A 17,065-nucleotide genomic window follows, 5' to 3' on the forward strand; every position below is an offset into this window, starting at 1 on the left:
GGGCAGGTGCGCCACAAAAGTTGTCCGACGCACGACACTTATGTGTTTGGTTCCAACGCCGCGCGCATTTCCGCCAATTTTTCCTGACATAGCTCGTTGACGATCGTGCCGAGTATCTCGACGCGTTCGGAGAGATAGACGAACTCCTCATCCGTCATCTTGAAATGATCGGAATGCCGCGCTTTCACATAGGCGTCTTTGAGCTTGAGGAAGCGCGCTTCGAGCTTGCGCTTGTCGCGGGGCCAGGCATCGACCAGCCGCGGAGAAAGCCGCTCCGCAAGTTGGCGCAGGAATTTGATGTTGTGGCTGTAGGGGGTGTAGAAGGTGTAGACGAGCAGGACGCAATAATAGAGTCGCTCGCAGGCCTGCTGGAGGTTGTAGGCCGCGTCGGGAAATTGCTTCGCCTCATAGAAAAACTGGAAACCCATCCGTGAGGAGACAGCTAGGCCAAACCACTGGTCGTAATAGCCCTTGGCCATATCATAAGCCTGCTGCGGCGTCTTGGGCCTGGGCTTGTGCAGTTCCTTGTCGTCGGCCTGATAGAGGGCGATGCCGTCGCGGGCGATGTCCATGAAGAAATAACGGCCGTGCGCCAGCCCATCATTCACTTCCTGCAGGGTGTGAATGATGAAATTGACCGGCGTACGGAGCCGGTTGAGGATCATGGTCTCAATGTTGAGGCGTTCTTCGGCCTTGTCCCAATATTCGAGCCGGTCCGTCAGTTCCTTCTGGTTGACGATGATGAGCAGATCGAAATCCGATCGGTAGCCGCGCTCGGTATGCGGCTCATGCACCCAGCGTCCCGTGGCATAGGAGCCGTAGAGAATGATCTTGAGGATCCGGCCCAGCTTGCGGGGGCCGGTCGGCTCTCCATGGGCGTCGTCGAATTCCTCGAACAAGATCTGAATGACCCGGTCAAGCTCGCGCCGCTTGTTGGCAGGGAGGTGGTCGATTTCCGTTTTCATGATCTCGGCGTCATTGGGGACGGGTGGGAGAGAGCGCTCTCGACGTCCGTCTGGCTGAAGTCATTGCCCTTGAAGAGCAGGGGTTCGTCGCAGGCTTTCGCCAGCGCATAGGGGAAGCAGTCGCCATAGTTGAGCGCGGCCGGATGGCGTCCCTTGCCGAAGTCGAAGAAAGCTTGCCGGGCGATCAAGCCCTGCTCGAGGGTGACAGGTTCGATCTGGATGCCGGCGCGTCGCACAAAGCTCTCGGCATGCCGCGTGCCTTCCGGGCCTAGCTGCTTTTCGACGACGAGCGTCAGTTCGAGATAGGTCGCCACGCTCATACGGCAGATATCCGCCCGCTGGACGATCTCGGTAAAGCTGCCAGCCTCCTCCTCACCATAAAGAATGGCGACCAGCGCTGAGGTGTCGACGATCATTTCGGAAGCCCGTCAGCATCGTAAAGTTCGTCTCCGTGCTTGGAGTATGGCTTGGTCACGAGACGCGCGGCGCGATTGGCAATAGCGAGAAGCTCCGTGACGCTGGCACGTTCTCTCTGCCGTTCGATCCGGATAAGTCGGTCGCGAAGAGCTTCAACGACGATCCGGGTCATAGGCTCGCCAGTCTCCAGGGCAATCGCCTGTGCCAGGCGATGGGCCTCGGGATCTTTGATGTTGAGCGTCGCGCTCATAGCTTCTACCTATCTGATCGAGTTTCTACCATTCTGCCACAGCGACTGTGGGTGTCCAGAACAATCTCGGACATTTTGTCGGGATCTCCAGACTGACCCGGACTGAGAGTGCTCGCATGCTGCGAAGCAGGCGGTAAAGGGAGCGATGTGTTTAAAGGTGGATGTTTGCTCCGAAGGCGAATGCCAGAGGCTCGAATCCTCGTGGGGCCCAAATACCGCCGTTTGCCGCCGTGTCGTATCCTCGCGCCGCCACGCCTACGTCAGCGTAGTGAGCGAAGCGGTGAGTGGCGGAGTGAAGTTCGAGTCTTCGTGACCGCCGGGTCACGGTTCGACGATCCCGTAGCGGATCAGGCTGTCCGCGGTGTCAGCGATCGTCTGCTCATAGGGTCGCGGTTGCCATTCTAACAGGCGCCGCGCCTTCTTGTTGGTGCTGCGGCGGATCACCCCGAGCTGCGGCAGTGACGCTTTCGCTTGTGGGTTGAACCGCGCCACAATGCGCAGCAGCCAGTCCGGGAATTGCCGGCGCGGCACCCGCCTTGCTGACGCTCCGAGGTGCTTCCGCAGCATCTTCGCTACGTCGAGCATGGAGACGACGCCGCCCCCGATAGCAAGGAAGCGCTGCCCTCTTGCTGCATCCGCTGCCAGTGCCCGGACGTGCAGGTCCGCGAGATCGCGCACGTCCACCATCCCGAAGTAGATGCGCGGGACCGCCGGCATTCCCGTTAGCAGCCCTTTGATAATGCCGATCGAGCTTGAAAAGTCGGTTCCGAGCACCGGCCCGAAGATGCCCACGGGATTGATGACGGTCATCTCCAGTCCGCCGCCTTCCTGTTCGATGAAGTCCCAGGCGGCGCGCTCGGCGAGCGTCTTGGACTTGATGTAGGGAGCGACGCCTGGGCCTCCCAAATCCGTCCAGTCTTCTTCCGTGAAAACCTTGTCGGTGTTGGCGCGGCCGTAGCCGATTGCGGCGAACGACGAGGTAATGACCACCCGCTTTACGTTCGCGTCCCTCGCCGCCCTGAGGACACGTAGCGTTCCGTCGCGAGCGGGCGTGATCAGTTCGTTCTCATCCTTGGGCGCACCGGGCGGGAAAGGAGACGCGACATGCAGAACATAGTCGCAACCAGCAACGGCTTCGGCCCATCCCCGATCGTTCAGCAGATCGGCCTCGAAGAATGAGAGTTGCGATCCCGGCTCTTGCCCGCCGTTACGGAGCATGGCGCGCACCTCCGCTTCGCGACTGACGTTGCGGACCGTCGTTCTTACCTGCTGCCCTTCGCCCAATAGCTTCAGGATCACATGGCTTCCCACGAAGCCGGACCCTCCCGTCACCAGAACCGTGCTCATTCGCGAACTTCTCTCACCGTGTTATGCCGCAATGTTCGGTGCTAGTGTCAATATGACAAGTAGGATGGATTTCAGGACGTAGTATGAAAAACCAGACTATTGAGCCACGCGAGTATGGGAATGATTGCGACGGATGCATCGGGCCGGGCGACATCGATATCATGCGCTTCCAGCGGGCCATTCGCGCGATCACCGGCAAATGGAAGATCGAGATCGTCTGTATGCTGATCGAGGGGCCAATGCGCTTCGGTGTCCTCCGTCGAGCGCTTCCCGGTATCACGCAGCACATGCTGACTGAGCAGCTTCGAAACCTTGAGGCAAATGGGATCGTGATCCGGCGGGCCTACGCGGAAATTCCTCCACGCGTCGAGTATGAGCTTTCGCAAGCGGGCGTCGATCTGATGCCGACATTCAAAGCCATGCTTGATTGGGCGTTGAAGTATGAGGGGCTGCTAACTGGATCGGCTGCAGCAAACACCGAGCCTCGGCCAGAGCGCACCATTCTGCCACAGTGCGATTGAACCTTCCGGAAGATTCTCGTCCGAACTGATGCGATCATTAACGCAGCCAAAAGCGAGGCTCGACCTGACATTCTCGTCTTCAAGGATATTGACTTGGACCAAGAAATGGTCCAAAAATACGATATTAGAATTTAACCTCAAGGGTATCTCGTGAAGGTTTCCGTAAGCGATGCCAAAGGCCAGTTGACCGAATTGGTGCGGCGCGCCGAGACGGGCGAAGAGATCATTCTTACGCGCCACGGAGCGCCGGCGGTGAGATTGGTGCCGTTTCGGGCCGTGACGGATAGCGCGGCCCGCAGGAAGCTTTTGGACGCCGCACGGAAGGCCGGCAGCGCCAAGGCAACGATCGGGCCAGATGCGGCATGCAGCCAGGACTTCCTCTATGGCGACGATGGCATGCCCGCATGATCGCGCTCGATACATCCGCGTTGATGGCGATTGTTCTCGATGAACCGAAGGCGGCAGCATGCATCTCCGCGATCGAGACGGAGGACGAGTTGGTCATTTCCGCTGGGACGCTTGCCGAAGCGTTGATCGTGTCGGCGCGGCGAAACGTCGGAGAAGAGGTTGCAGACCTCATCGACGGTCTAGGCGTGGAGGTCGTGGGCGTCAGTGCCGCCGCCGCGCGACGGATTGCATTTGCCTATTCGAAATGGGGGAAGGGGGTGCATCCGGCCGGCCTGAACTTTGGAGACTGCTTTGCCTATGAGGTCGCCAAGGAACGCGGATGCCGCCTCCTCTATGTCGGAGACGACTTTTCCAAGACCGACATAGAGAGCGCAATCTAGCCATATCCAAGGGCGTGCCGGGGGGTGACCGTTCCTGGGATTTGAAAGCGAAAACTGGATAGCCTTCGGAATTGATGTTATTGTTTTGGGGAAGGGATTTCCCGGTGGAAGCAACTCGCCGAAGTAAGAAAAACGAAGGCCCCGCGCAAACTCCGCAGCTGTCTGCATGGCTTTGGAAGCCATGGTACGCGAAGCTGTGGTGGACCGCGATCCCGATCTGGTGGGGAGGAATGGCCGCCTCCACCCGCATCGATGCGCTGGAAGCCTTCTATCGCGGAGGTATCGCAGGCTATCTGAACGTCGTGTTCTTTCCGGGGACCGCGCTCATGGTTCTGGGCGTCGGCTATCTTCGTGAGCGCCTCGATAGATTTGTCGGGCAAGGTGAGGGGGGGCCGCTGTCCGATGAGGAAGAGGATGACCTATTCCAAATGCGAATGCGGCAAGAGCAGAATCGCTTCTTGGATGGTATCGGGAAGGGAACTGACATGTTCGATCCCCGGTCAGGTCCGCTCTGGATCGGCAATCCTTTGAACCCACTGAATGCAGGGTATATCGATCCTCATACCGGGAAGCACCGCTAGCGCTTCTTGAAGCTGCTATCGCCGTCCCCGGGGCTGCCCTGGATATCCGTCGAGAAGCTACCTTTCGAAAGGACGGAATTCTGCTCGAGGGAAGTGAGCGGACCGGTGATGTCAAAGGTGGCGCGCCCGTTGTCCGCATCCTGCAGATAGCGATTGCGCATACCCTCGGTCCCGAGGATGCGGCTCGAGAGTTCGCGTGAGAACGCCGCCTCGGGCGTGCTAGATCGGGCCGCGGCTCGCTCGGAAGCTGCTATGGACTCGCGAACGTCGTAGTTCACTATGTCCATTGTAGCGTGGGCGTCTTCGGTGGTGCTTCCCGAATCACGACTTTCATATCCGACCTTGGCGCCAAAATTTCCGATCGTGGAACGGTCGGTCCGGTTGACCGGCGCCGATTGGCGGCCTCGGCTTGAACCGCCGCTGCGTCCACCCGTCGTTTCGGTATCTGAGACGCCTACCGAACGTCCAATATCTATTCCGACGTTGGTGCCGATCGTGATCTGATCCTGCGCTGATCGGGACAAGCTTCTTTGCCATCCCGTCTGCGTCATGATCGCCTGCACGTCGCGTTGCAGGGTATCTGCCACCTGAGGCTTGAGACTCCACTCTCCCTTGCGGTCCATCTCGAAGCCGCCACGCAGCCAATTGGCGAGCATGGCTTGCCCCTCGGGGCCACCGCCCATGAAATGCTCGATCGTATCTGGCCCGGCCTGCTTGCCCGCCTCGAACCGCGTGCTGGTATCGCTCCGCGCCGAGCGGCTGTAATCCGTCCCGCTGGAGACGAGCAGGTCGTTGTGTGCGAAGCTGAACCGGGCATGCCCACCATTGGCGATCGCGCCAAACTGGCTCTCGTTGAGGAGGCCGGCCTTCCACATCGCAGCGGCTGTCTCAGGGGTGAGGTTGAGACCCAGATCGCCATTCTGATCCATGGCGATCTCGCGCTTCGTGAGGTTGATGCCGTTTTCGGCGAGCAGGCCCTGCATGCGCGTGAGACGCTCTCGGTCAACAATCGAGGTCAGACGCTCGTTGCGCGCGCGATCGGCAATACCTCCGGCACCGCCTTCGGCCATATCGACCTGGTTTCCCGCCGTGCGGCTCAGCGCCTGGATGAAGCTGTCGAGCCGTGCTGCCTCCCGCGTCGAGACGCCCGCCGCAGCTGCGCCCTCTGCGAACCCGAAATTTTCCGATTGGCGCCGCTGCTCGCCGATGCGCGCCGCGCTTCGCGTGCCCGTTGTTCCAACCTCTCGCTGCGCGTCAAGCTTGCCGGACCGTTCGGCGAAATCGTAGCCCGCCGCCTCGCGGGTGCGGCCATAAACGCTCGTGCCTTCGCGGCCGGCCTCGGCGCTCGCGCCATCGGCGGTTCCGACCTGTACCGCCGCATTATAACGTTCGAGTGCCGCCTCGACTTGTGCTTCGTTGCGGCCGGTCGCGCGGGAAAGCTGGGTGATAGCGCTGCTGCGTGCCTCGCCCGAAAGTGCATTGATGAAGCCGATCCGGCGCGAGGTTTCGTCGACAGGAAGCCCGAGCATCGCCGCGGCCTCGCGCTGACCTTGGTTGCTACCGGTGCGCCAACCTTGCTCGGTGGCGACATTGGCCCGCTCGACCCCTGTAACGTTGTCGCCAGCATAGTCGCGACGCCCCTCCATCGCGCCGACCTGGACCTGCGCGGACGTGAGATCGTTCCTCAGCATCTGCTCCTGATCGTAGGTATTGGCGATCAGCTTGGCGAAGGTCGGATCGGCGTGCGCCTCGCCGATTACGCCCGACGCCTTGAGCTGGGCATCAGCGGGTGAATATCCGGCGCGCTCGAAATGGCGCGTCGCTCCCTGCATCATCATGCCGTAAGCGCGCTGGTCACCGAAAGCACGCCATTGGACGAGGTTCTGACTGAACGCCGCAAACGCCTTCTCGCCGGCCTCGCCCTTGCCGAAATAACTCGTGCCAAGGCTTCTCAGGGCGTCCTTTTCCGCGAATTGGTGGATCGCGGTGGTAGCGGCATTGGCCTGAACGGCCCGGGCAACCGACGGATCGGCAAGGTCGCGGCCACCGAGTGCAGGTGCAAGGGTTCCCAACTGGCGCGATCCCTCGATGCCACCCAGCGCGAAAGCAGTGCCGCCTGGTGTCCCCGGACGTTCACCAAGGATATGGCCGGCCTCGCCATAGGTCCGGTTCGCATTGAAGCTGGAGCGCTCCCCGAAATCTCCGAAGCTTGAAGCCGTTGCGGCGCGTGTCCTGGTTCCCATGGCAGACGCCTGGGCCTCGAGCGCCGATGCCTGTCCCTCCGCAGTACCCATCGGTGCAGCCGCTGCCGTGCCCTGGCTAGCTATCCCGAGCGATCCGGAGGTGAAGGATGTGAAGACGTTGCCGCTGAAGCGGAAGACCGTAAAGACGAACGCGCCTGCCAGGCCGGCGGCTGCCGTACGGAAGCTTCCGAAGATCGCCAGAGCCTTCATCGCGGACGAGGGCGCGAGCAACCAGGCATTGGCAGCGAGCGCGTTCGAGCGCAGTTCCGCAAGTGTCGCAGTCGCGCGGCCGAGCGTGAGCTGATAGATGCCCGCGTCAATGACGCCCCAAAGCGCCACGAACACGAACATGCCAAGCGCAAAGCTCGCCACGCGCAAGTTGATCGGTGTCAGGATGAACAGGAGCGCGATCGGGATCATGAAGAGCATGATGCCGAACACGGTGGCGCGGATAGTCGGCATCCATTCGTTCGCGACCGACATGGTCGCAAGACCGTTGGAGATCACCGCGCGATTGGCCATCACCCTGGCCGCGCTCGCCGGAGAATCCTCGAACAGGACGTCGCCGACCGTATTGCCGAGCAGGATGTGGGTCAGAAACGCCTGCGCACTGAGCGCGTGGCCGAGCATCATCTGCCCCATTTCGCCAAGCTGCTGGCGGCAGCGGGTCATCTGCTGGGCATTGCCCGTATCATAGCCCGTCCGCGCGCAGATCTGACTGGTGTAGCTGTCGAACAATACGGGGTCGGAAAGGCGGTCGGAAATGTGTGTCCAGGCATCGCTGCAACTCACCGTCGTGCCGCCCTTGTCGGCTTCGGTGTACACGGTCGAGAAAGTGGCCGGGCCAGCCATTGCCGCGAAAGACGTGGGCAGGTCAGTCGAGGTCCGGAAAAGCTGATCGTCGTCAACGCCATAGGCGGCCGACACGCGCGCGACCGGATAGCATTGGCGTACATAGTCCTTGATTGTCGCATCAAGGAAAACGTCGGTCATAGGACCGCGCGGGGAAACTGCGTTCAGGAACAGATCGAAACTGTGCCCTCCCGCGCCGAACTCGATCTTGGCGTTGGGATCGAGCGTGTTGTCGTCGATCGTCTCGACCATCGCGCGTTCGATCATATTGGTCGCGCCGGCAACGAGCACCAGCAGATTGGGGACGCCGCCGACGGGCTGATAGGCGTTGCGGACGCGGTCATAGACATGGACCGTACCGGTCGTCGCAATCAATCCAACGAAAAGTCCCACGCCGATCAGGATCTGGAAGCCGAAGGCCACCAGCCCCATGCCAGTCCCACGCACGCTCGCAATGATCGCGCCAAGGCCGATCCCGACCGTCGCGACAATCATCACCAGCGTCTCATAACGCGCGTCGCCAAAGATCATCGAGACCAGTCGGAAAGCATCCACTGTCTCGGCAAAACCGTCATAGGTGTGGAAACTTGTGTCGACCGCCAGAGCGGGCGAGGCAAAGAGCAGGGCGGGGAGAGCGGCAAGGAGCCTCAGGTGCCGGTGCATGGCGGTTCGATCCTATTGGGTGCGGGCGGCCGCGCCGGCAGCATCGCGTGCATCGCGATCACGTGTCCGCAGGAGCCCGGCATAGTTGGCGGAGAGATTGGCCTGATTGAGCGCTGCCATGTAACTCTGCCGCATCTGCGCGCGCTGGCGCAGCACCTCGTCCCTCAGGTCACGTAATTGCTCGATTCCCTTGGACAGGATGCGCGTCTGGCAGACATTGGCGTTGTTGCCATCGGCCGACCCTGCCACGGTGGCACCCCGCTCGGCGTTGGTCACCGTGAAGTCGATCGTGCGGGTGAGGTCATTGAGCATCTGGTAGGCAAGGGTGAGGGCCACCAGCTCGTCCGTATCGGCGATCACGGAGTCGACCACGCCCTGACGGACACCCCATTCGAGCATGCGATAGACCGGCAGCGTGCGCACATTGGCGACGAACTGCCGTTCCTCGGCTGATAGCGCCGAGCGCGTGCGGATCTTGGTGGCGATCGACTGCATGCGTTCGCGCGCCAGGACGAGTGCGCCGCGCCCCGAGCCGTCCTGCACGCAGTCGGCGCCCGTGGGGGGAAAGTTGAGCGTCCGGCGCTGGACACGCCCGGTCAGGAAATCCTGGGCACTCTCCGTATCTTGGGCGGGACACTGCGGAATGGCCGTGAAAAGCGGCACCCGGTCGCCATCGTCCCAGCGCATATAGACGTCGCCAACGCGTGCCCGCATCACGCTCGCCCAGTCGCCGGCACCGACACGTGAGGCGGCATGGGACAGCAGCGACCCGGTGCGGAAGATGTCTGTGACCTCGGCAGGGCAATTGGCGAGCGCGTCCTTGAGATCTTCGGTCGGATTGTTGTTATTTGCCTCGATTTTTTCACGGCTCTGCTGGTAGCTCTTGGCGAAGCCCTGCTTGACGGATCGATAGCCGGTCATCTCCTCGATGATCCCCGACATATTGTCATCGCCCTTGGCGATCTGGACCATGCGATTGGCAAGGCGACAATCATTGACCTGGATTGAGTTCAGGAAATTGGTCGCGGCCTCCATCTTCGAGATGATGTTCCCCATCTTCTCGTCGAGCGTTTCGAGCAGATACTGGAAGGCGACCGCCGGCGCCGCCTGAAGGATGCTTTCAAGTTTTTGGACAAGATAATCGGGGTCAAGGAAGGACATGCCGCCCAGGAACATGTCGATGCCGCCGCAGCCGGCGCGAACCTTGGGCAAGCTCACCGACATCAGATAGTCGTTATGGACGTCAACCCGGCCTGACATCCCGCCTGCCGTCACATAGCCACGGGTCTGATCCTCGAAGCTGCCAGGGGAAGTGTAGGTGACGTTGTCGAACCAGCTCTCCGCCCAGCTCTGGGCATGGGCAGGTGCTGCGGAGAAGACCGTCGCGATGCAGAGGGTGATCAGCGCGCGGGCGGTTGCACGAGGCCAGGGAAACATGGCGCACTCCGGACTATCTGAGGTGAGGGGGGAAGGGCTGAGGCCGCCATCGCTCAGCGCCTTGCGGGTTGGGTCGCCGGCAGCCCCACGATGCCGGTGAACTTGGACATCGCCCGGACACCGACGGCGGGTCGCACGCCCGTCAGCATCTTCGCGGCCAGATAGAGGTTGCGGGCCAGATTGGGCGCATGGTCGGTGCCGATCGCCACCGGCACGACGCGAACGTCGTCAGAGATTGGACGCACCCAGGCGACGGGATGTCCAACCCAGGGCAGGCCGAGGCGCCCCGACCGGATCATCGCTTCCTGGGCGCCGATCGTGCGGACCTGCCAGCTGTAGCGCGTGCCAAGCGTCGTCAGCTTGGTCCAGAGATCGCCGCAGGGAACGCAGCCGGGCGTCGTTGTCATTTCGATGACGAAGGCCGCGCCATGGCCCCGCAGCGTCGTGGTGAAATCATCGGGGAACTCCCGGGTAACCGGAACCCGCGAGAGCCACGCCTGCATCGTCTTCGCGTCGCCGACCGGGTGGATCGCGGCGCGCATCGCGTCCTCTTGGCTGACGGTCCGCGCGGACACGGAACCCATGCCGATGACGAGGCCAGGGATACCGACGAGGATGAGAGCCCGCATTACGGTTTCGGCCCCGTGGAGACGTCTACGAGATCGCCGCCGAGGGCGCGGGGATCGGTGGCCGCGACGGGGCCGTTGCCCAGGGCATCGAAGAAGCCGGCGTCCTCGCCCGGGCCCGTCATGAATTGCTCGGGCCGGATATCACCGCGCAGCAGTCGCACCGCCTGGTAAGCCATCTGCGCGAGATTGGGATAGGCCTCCACACCGGACGCGATGATCATCCGCTGCTGGCTCCCGCGCCGAATAACCATCGTCGTGGGGGTAATCTCGACCCCAAACCGCGCGCTGAGATCGGATCGCTTGTCGAGATCCAGGAGCGTGACCTGCCAACCCATCTCTTCCTGGAAGCGCTGGATGATGGGCCACTGGACCCGGCAATAGCCGCAGGTCGACCGCGAGAACATGACGAGCGCGAACTCGCCCGCGTGGCTGCGCAGATAGGATCGCCGAATGGCATCCTTCTGGGCCGAGAGCTCGGAGCGAGCATCACCGACCATCGGATTGGCCGACTTCGAGCTGAGCTCGGGATATTGCAGCATCGCGATCTGCGTCACGCCGGCGAACGCACGCGCCTTGCGCCGCGCGAAGTCCTGAAGCCGCCAGAAGTCGGCGACAGCATCGACCGTCAGCACGGTCGCGGCATAGTCGCGCTGTTCCTCGATAAGCTTGCGGATCTTCGGCGGGGTCCAGGTGGCGAGCTCCGCCATCGGCGGTATAATTGGCTTTGTCAGCGCGTCCGGTTCGGTCCTGTCTTCAGACTTTGGCTTGGGCGCTTCATACCACCAATAGCCTTGTCTGGCCGGGTCGGCAGCCGGAGCGCCTTGCGCGCGCGCCGCCGATGGAAGCACGAACAGTGCCACGACGGCGAAGCTGACGGCAGCGAGCCGATGGCGTGCCCTGCCAGTTTGTATTGACATTGTCGTGGCAAAAGGCCAGATAGCCCCGAGGAGTTTAGCGCCATGGCACAGCACGCCCGTACCGATCGAAGCGCCTCGGCGCGCAAAGACGATGTCATCCAGATCAGGGCTGCGGCCGAGCTCAAGGCGATGCTCAGTCGCGCGGCCTCGCTGCGCGGGCAGAAGCTTTCCGAATTCATGCTCGCGAGCGCGCGGCGCGAAGCCGAGGCCGCGATCCTCGATCAGCGCACCTTTTTTCTGGATGCCGAGAGCCATGAGCAGTTCCTGGCTATGCTCGATGCGTCGCCCGCTCCATCGCCAGCCCTTGAAAAGCTGATGAAGCGCGAGCCGCTCTGGAATCGATGATCGGACGCGTCGCTCGTTTCCATGCCCACGCGCCGTGTCACACCACCCGAACGCCTGAACGCCGATCACGAGGTCGCCGCGTTCGACAATGGGCGTCACGCCTCGCTCGACGACTGGCTCGCTGAGCGTGCCCTCTCCAGCGAGGGCGCCTCCGCGCGCACCTATGTGGTTTGCGATGCCGAGCGGCCCCGTCTGGTGGTGGGCTATTATACGATTACCACCGCGATGGAGGAGCGCGCGGCCTTGCCCACTGCGAGACTGCGCAAGGGCATGCCCGACAAGGTGCCCCTGTTGCTGATCGCGAGGCTGGCCGTCGCATCGAACTTTCAGGGGCTGGGCCTTGGCGCCGATCTGCTTGCCGATGCCCTGCGCCGCTGTGCGGCCGCCTCGGAGATCGCCGGGGTCCGCGCGGTCATCGTGCACGCGATCGACGACGAAGCCGTCGGCTTCTACGCGCGGCATGGTTTCATCGTCTCGCCGCTGGGCGAGCGCGTTCTGCTCATGCCCATCGAAGCCGTTCGGGCGCTGCAGGGCTAACCACATCCTGCACTGCGTGCAGCGCAGCGGGGCCTTTCGGGGATCGGAAACAGGCCGATGTTCGCAGCGGCGTCTGGTGCGCCTTGCCTTATCGCCCGCGCTCACAGGATCCGCTCCATCCGGACGAGGTTGGCGATCGGAAGCAGCCCGAAATAGCGGCTGTCGAACCCGCGCGCATGCGTCGAACCGACATAGGCCATCCCCGTGGGTATGACGCCGCTCCACTTCAGATGGTCAAGCTGCAGCCCGTTGTGCGCCCGAGGCAGGCTGACGCCGAGCAACTGCCCGTTGCAGAAATAATGGCCATCCCGGCTGCCCGGCACGAGCGGGGAAGGCGTCTCGAACATCGAGAGCCGATCACCAGGCAGGCACAGGGCGTGCTTGGTGACGGAGACCGGCTTCGGCCCGGCGATCGGGTGATGTAGGGTGAACATCACATAGTCGCCGCGCACGATCGGTCCGGGGCTCTTGCGCACGGCAAAGGCCTCGATCGACGGGGTCATGACCAGCGTCACCTGCGGCATAACCAGCGCTGCGAACAAGGCGAGCGGCAGAACGACCAGCATGGCACGCCAGAGCCGCTCCGGTCGGCCCGGTTGATCCGGACCGGGCGCGCCGAGCGCCGCCGCGGCCTTGCGAGGGAGACGGCGAAGGCGCGGCCACAGGCCGGCCGTCCATCTAGCGAGCAACCAGAAGAGCCTGAGCATGGCTAACCTCCTCTTTCCCGCCGAGGCGGGCATATTCTTCGAGCATTCCGGAAAGGGCGCTGTCGCCGAACACGACATGGGCGGCGCGGGGACTGTCGTTGTCGCGCTCGCAATAGGCCTGGGTCGGATCTCCGGGGATCATCGCGAGCGCGGGAACCTGGACGATGCCATGCTGCCGGAACACGATCGGATCGACGATCAACTGAACGTCGCGCATCACGCAGTTCGGGCCTTCGCACCCCGGATCGAGCCGCAGGATCTGTGCTGTCAGCTTTGCCATCGGCCCCATTGTTCTGAGACCCCCTGGCACACCACGAAACGCCATGACGCCGTGGACCTTCGCGAGCTGGGCGGCATAGGTCCGCAATGTCGCGATCGGCATGGACGATGACATGAACAACACCGGCACCCAGCCCCTGGCCTCGACCGCCGGCGCGGCCTTTGCGAGCGCCTGTTCCTCGGCGGGCTCAAGCCCTAGCGCCTGGCGCAGTGCCTTGGCCTGTTGCTCCCGTTCGGCGGCAAGGCTCGCTTCGCCACGCGCCTGGGCGGAGCGAGCGCGCGCTTCCATCTCTGGCATGTGCGTCCGGTCGCGCAGGCCTTCGAAGGCGCGTCGACGGTCGACAGGATTATCCGTGCGCGGAAGCCTCGGATCGGGTGCACGCTCTGCAGCATTCTTGCCGCGCGCGACCGCGCTTTCGAGCCGGTCCATGGCTTTCTGCCCCTCTTCGGCAGCGGCTTGCCTTGCGTTGCCGCGAGAGACATCACGCGTCGCGTCCTGCGCAAGTGCGGCGGTTGCGGCGCCCATCAGGGCCAAGAGGGCAAGGTTATGGGTTGACGGCTTTGAGATACGCATTGACGCGCTCCCCCATGTCTATCTGGATATCGGATTGGGCGCGCGCCTCGATGTCGGCATAATATTCCGAGAGGTCGATCTTGCTGAAATCGAGCGCCTGGAACTCCTCAGGCGTGAACCCGCGGCACATTGGTTTCTTGGCGGTACCCCACAGATTGCCATTGAAGGCCTTGAGCTGCGGGCGGCCCTGCTCCTGGATGATGCGGCCAAGCTTGGTATTGAAGCAGCAATGGCCGCGGGCCTTTTGCAGACAGACACCGAGAAAACTCGAGGTGCAGTAGCTGCCAATCTCGTGGCACATGCCTGACGAGCGGAGCATGGCGGTTTCCATGTCCTGCTGGTCACAACCGGCGAACAGGAACTCCATCATGAAGTTGATCGCCAGACTGACCGCGATTGAAGTCGGGTCGATGCCGACGATCAGCGCATTGGCACCTGCATTGGCCGCCTGGCCCGCCGTGGCGCCGGCCTTGAAGGCGGTGTAGGCAGCCTTCATTCCGGTGAACACGCCTTTGGCGACAGCAATCTTGGTTCCGATCGAACCGATCGACGAACCCATGCCGTCCTTCACGATCTTGCCCTTATCCTTGCAGCAATTGGCGAAGGTGGTCGAAAGTCCGGCGGGTCGGCAGCGCACGCCGCGCCCCGAAAAGATCTCGATGTTTCCCAGGCAATTGCCGTCGGCATCGATCCCGCCATCAGGCGCGGTACCCGCATCGTCCAAGGGGGGCTCTTCGACGATCGGATTGCTCGAGAGATCGGCGCACTGATTGGGCGAGCAGGCCGGTGGGCCACCGCTACTTTTCACCATGCAGGCATATTGCGGGCCGACAGGGCAGCTATATTGCCCGCTACCGTCTGCCACACAGTCGACCTGCTGGATCGGGCAAAGCCAGGCGCCGCTGGTCGTGGCGAGGCAGCTTGCCTGCTCGCGTTCATCGGCGGCATCGCCATTATTGTTGAGATCGGCCGCGCAGATTTGCTGCGCGCTGGCGGTGCTCGTGAAGGCGATGCTTGCACCGACGCTGAGGGCCAGCGCGAGCGCAGCACCGCGCGGATCGAGGCGCCGGCGTCTCCTGGTGGGCAGGCCGATCATTGTACGCTCCCGGTGCAGACGAGATCGGCGCCAGCGAGACGGACGGTCTGCATCATCACGACTGCCTCGGGAAAATCATCCAGACATCCGCAGGCAGAGACGACCTCTTCGCCTGGTCCCGCCGGGCATTGATTGTTGGATGTGCAGGCGTGGAAGAAGGTGTCGTAACCGGTTGGCGCATTCTGCTTCGCGCCCACCACGCCGTCGGGCGCGGATTCGTTATTGGCTTTGGGCGCGCGCGTCTTGCAGACGGGCTCGCAGGCGGCAACGGATCCGCGATCAGGCAGGTTGAAAACGCGCGTCGAGGTGGAAAAACTCCCGTCGCTTTGACGCGGCCGGTCGGCCAGCATCGTCTCGGTCGAGTGGTCGATGATATAGGCTCCGCGGCTCGTGTCGGGCCTGGCGACATCATCGACCGAACAACGATAGGTGCGATCCTTCAGGAAGAAGTCGCGAGTAAGATCGGTTGGGCAGGCGGGGCCGCCGAGAATGCGAGTCTGGGGCAGGGGCCTGAGGCCGGTCGCCACGCCATTGATCCAGGTCTGGACACCATCGACCAGTTCGCTGTCGAGCTTGCATTGCGGATCGGCGGCGATCGCCCCGCATCCGTCGACTACCTGCTCCAGCGTCTTGCAGCTATTGTCGACATCGACATGAATCTGCGCGAAGCCCTCGCCACCTGAAGCCACGGCAACACGTAGCCAGATCTCGTGATCGCCGGCGGTGAGCCAAGGCTTCAGGTCGAGATTGGGATAGGAATAGAAGGTCTTCTTGAGCTCGCATTTGGAAGGTGGCAAACCGAGCGTCGTCCAGGCAGAAGGGCCCGAACCCACTAGTTGCCCATCGACGCGCACCTGTGCCCAATCATCGGCGAAGAATTGGGTCAGCCGCGCATCGACGATCCGATCGGGATCGCTCACACGCAACGTCATGCGGAAATCGATGAGTGTGCAACTACCGCCACCAAGACTGTTGTCGGCGGGTGAACCCATCAGAAAATCAAATGATGTGCCGTTCTGGACAGTCGAATAGCCTCCCGAGGTCCGGCTGATAATGTCCTCGGCGCCGGGCTTGAGTACCGTCACCCGCCGCTCGATCGTGCAATGCCGATATTGGAGCGATGTGCCGGTCCCGATGGACGAACCCTTGAGCGCCTGGAACACGCTATTGCCTGTCGAAGCGGCATAGGCGTCGGACGCGATCGTCGCGGGATTCGACCGATAGGCAGTCTGAGGCAAAGCGGGGTTGGACGAGCAGGCGGTCGATTGCGCACCCACGTAGCGAATAGCGGGGCCATCGATCACGGCTTCGGCCACGCCATAGCGCGGATCGGCGGTCGTGAGTGCGCCGATCATGCCGCCGCCCAGGTCGCGCAGCACCGAAGGCATGTTTCCCCAGGCGAGGTTGGTGCCGCAGCTGTTGTTGATGCAATAGCAGCCAGCGAGCTGAGGCATATCCACCGCGGTCAGCTTGAGCGTCCTGGCGGCATCGACTTCCCAGCGGAAAAAGCTGCAATTGTTCCAGCTTCCAGGCTGACAGGAGACCACGCCATTGGCGCAGATGCCCGACACGGGGACGGGGAGCTTTGACGTGCTGTCGGCCGTTCCGTCGAGATCGGTATCGCGCGCGATCGTGACCGCGCCGAGGTCGCCGGTAGCCGAGGGCTGGACCAGGACCTCGAGCATCGTCGCGGTTTTCTGGCACGCGATGTTGGGTGCGAAAGTGCGGCTGTTGTCGACAGTCGAGATCGACTGGCCGGCAAGACCCGGCGTTACATAATTCTGCTGGAGCGCCTCGCTGTCGCTGGTCTTGGTACGAGACGCTTCGGCCGCGGTGCGGGCACGTTCTTCCATCGTCTGTGCCGAGGCGGACGTGACGGCGAAGGGGATGGCCAGCGCGATCGCGACGACGGAGCAG

The 17,065-nt window shown here is 62.6% G+C and carries 18 protein-coding genes; 6 read left to right on the forward strand and 12 right to left on the reverse strand.

Annotation, left to right across the window (positions count from 1 at the left end; all coding sequences use genetic code 11):
• Positions 1 to 38: 38 nt before the first annotated feature.
• The 4 genes from DI605_RS15175 to DI605_RS15190 form a co-directional block, all read right to left on the reverse strand.
• Complete coding sequence (locus tag DI605_RS15175) at positions 39 to 965, reverse strand: nucleotidyltransferase (RefSeq protein WP_293975558.1); 927 nt, start codon at positions 963 to 965, stop codon at positions 39 to 41.
• On the reverse strand, positions 962 to 1,381 hold the full coding sequence (locus DI605_RS15180) for a type II toxin-antitoxin system VapC family toxin (RefSeq protein WP_293975560.1): 420 nt from the start codon (positions 1,379 to 1,381) through the stop codon (positions 962 to 964). Before DI605_RS15180 ends, DI605_RS15175 begins: the two co-directional genes overlap by 4 nt.
• Positions 1,378 to 1,632 (reverse strand): type II toxin-antitoxin system VapB family antitoxin, encoded by a 255-nt coding sequence (locus DI605_RS15185; protein ID WP_293975562.1) that lies wholly within the window; start codon positions 1,630 to 1,632, stop codon positions 1,378 to 1,380. The genes DI605_RS15180 and DI605_RS15185 overlap by 4 nt, the downstream gene beginning before the upstream one ends.
• A 321-nt stretch (positions 1,633 to 1,953) precedes the next feature.
• On the reverse strand, positions 1,954 to 2,979 hold the full coding sequence (locus DI605_RS15190) for an aldehyde reductase (protein ID WP_293975564.1): 1,026 nt from the start codon (positions 2,977 to 2,979) through the stop codon (positions 1,954 to 1,956).
• 83 nt (positions 2,980 to 3,062) lie between these two features.
• Between DI605_RS15190 and DI605_RS15195 the strand changes: the two genes are divergently transcribed.
• The 4 genes from DI605_RS15195 (at position 3,063) to DI605_RS15210 (ending at position 4,869) form a co-directional block, all read left to right on the forward strand.
• Positions 3,063 to 3,500 (forward strand): helix-turn-helix domain-containing protein, encoded by a 438-nt coding sequence (locus DI605_RS15195; RefSeq protein ID WP_293975566.1) that lies wholly within the window; start codon positions 3,063 to 3,065, stop codon positions 3,498 to 3,500.
• Between the two features lie 150 nt (positions 3,501 to 3,650).
• Positions 3,651 to 3,908, forward strand: coding sequence for a type II toxin-antitoxin system Phd/YefM family antitoxin (locus DI605_RS15200; protein ID WP_293975568.1), 258 nt, complete (start codon positions 3,651 to 3,653; stop codon positions 3,906 to 3,908).
• Positions 3,905 to 4,288 carry a type II toxin-antitoxin system VapC family toxin gene (locus DI605_RS15205; RefSeq protein WP_293975570.1) on the forward strand — a complete coding sequence of 128 codons (384 nt, stop codon included), beginning with the start codon at positions 3,905 to 3,907 and terminating at the stop codon, positions 4,286 to 4,288. The genes DI605_RS15200 and DI605_RS15205 overlap by 4 nt, the downstream gene beginning before the upstream one ends.
• Positions 4,289 to 4,392: 104 nt before the next feature.
• Positions 4,393 to 4,869, forward strand: coding sequence for a hypothetical protein (locus tag DI605_RS15210; RefSeq protein WP_293975571.1), 477 nt, complete (start codon positions 4,393 to 4,395; stop codon positions 4,867 to 4,869).
• Here the strand turns inward: DI605_RS15210 and DI605_RS15215 are convergent.
• Genes DI605_RS15215 through DI605_RS15230 form a run of 4 tightly spaced genes read right to left on the reverse strand, consistent with a single transcriptional unit; the run spans position 4,866 to position 11,610 of the window.
• Positions 4,866 to 8,627, reverse strand: a complete 3,762-nt coding sequence (locus tag DI605_RS15215) for a conjugal transfer protein TraG N-terminal domain-containing protein (protein ID WP_293975573.1) — start codon at positions 8,625 to 8,627, stop codon at positions 4,866 to 4,868. The two genes, DI605_RS15210 and DI605_RS15215, sit on opposite strands and share 4 nt — an antisense overlap.
• Before the next feature lie 12 nt (positions 8,628 to 8,639).
• Positions 8,640 to 10,064, reverse strand: a complete 1,425-nt coding sequence (locus tag DI605_RS15220) for a conjugal transfer protein TraH (RefSeq protein ID WP_293975575.1) — start codon at positions 10,062 to 10,064, stop codon at positions 8,640 to 8,642.
• Positions 10,065 to 10,117: 53 nt separating this feature from the next.
• On the reverse strand, positions 10,118 to 10,693 hold the full coding sequence (locus DI605_RS15225; RefSeq protein WP_293975577.1) for a hypothetical protein: 576 nt from the start codon (positions 10,691 to 10,693) through the stop codon (positions 10,118 to 10,120).
• The gene (locus tag DI605_RS15230) at positions 10,693 to 11,610 is read right to left on the reverse strand and encodes a conjugal transfer protein TraF (protein WP_293975636.1); all 918 of its coding nucleotides are present in this window, start codon (positions 11,608 to 11,610) and stop codon (positions 10,693 to 10,695) included. The genes DI605_RS15225 and DI605_RS15230 overlap by 1 nt, the downstream gene beginning before the upstream one ends.
• 129 nt (positions 11,611 to 11,739) lie before the next feature.
• On the opposite strand from DI605_RS15230, the gene DI605_RS15235 reads away from it, so the two are divergent.
• The gene (locus tag DI605_RS15235) at positions 11,740 to 11,955 is read left to right on the forward strand and encodes a DUF1778 domain-containing protein (RefSeq protein WP_293975638.1); all 216 of its coding nucleotides are present in this window, start codon (positions 11,740 to 11,742) and stop codon (positions 11,953 to 11,955) included.
• Between the two features lie 21 nt (positions 11,956 to 11,976).
• Entirely contained in the window at positions 11,977 to 12,492 is a 516-nt protein-coding gene (locus tag DI605_RS15240) for a GNAT family N-acetyltransferase (protein WP_293975578.1), read from the forward strand.
• A 101-nt stretch (positions 12,493 to 12,593) separates the two neighbouring features.
• Here DI605_RS15240 and DI605_RS15245 read toward each other — a convergent pair whose 3' ends face one another.
• Genes DI605_RS15245 through DI605_RS15260 form a run of 4 tightly spaced genes read right to left on the reverse strand, consistent with a single transcriptional unit; the run spans position 12,594 to position 17,001 of the window.
• Entirely contained in the window at positions 12,594 to 13,199 is a 606-nt protein-coding gene (locus DI605_RS15245; protein ID WP_293975580.1) for a S26 family signal peptidase, read from the reverse strand.
• Positions 13,171 to 14,052, reverse strand: coding sequence for a type-F conjugative transfer system pilin assembly protein TrbC (locus DI605_RS15250; protein WP_293975582.1), 882 nt, complete (start codon positions 14,050 to 14,052; stop codon positions 13,171 to 13,173). Before DI605_RS15250 ends, DI605_RS15245 begins: the two co-directional genes overlap by 29 nt.
• Positions 14,024 to 15,148 carry a conjugal transfer protein TraN gene (traN, locus tag DI605_RS15255; protein ID WP_293975584.1) on the reverse strand — a complete coding sequence of 375 codons (1,125 nt, stop codon included), beginning with the start codon at positions 15,146 to 15,148 and terminating at the stop codon, positions 14,024 to 14,026. Before traN ends, DI605_RS15250 begins: the two co-directional genes overlap by 29 nt.
• On the reverse strand, positions 15,145 to 17,001 hold the full coding sequence (locus DI605_RS15260) for a hypothetical protein (RefSeq protein WP_293975586.1): 1,857 nt from the start codon (positions 16,999 to 17,001) through the stop codon (positions 15,145 to 15,147). The genes traN and DI605_RS15260 overlap by 4 nt, the downstream gene beginning before the upstream one ends.
• Positions 17,002 to 17,065: the final 64 nt, after the last annotated feature.

Origin of the sequence: Sphingomonas sp. (genome assembly GCF_003248515.1) — a bacterium.
Taxonomy (GTDB): Bacteria; Pseudomonadota; Alphaproteobacteria; order Sphingomonadales; family Sphingomonadaceae; genus Sphingomonas_I.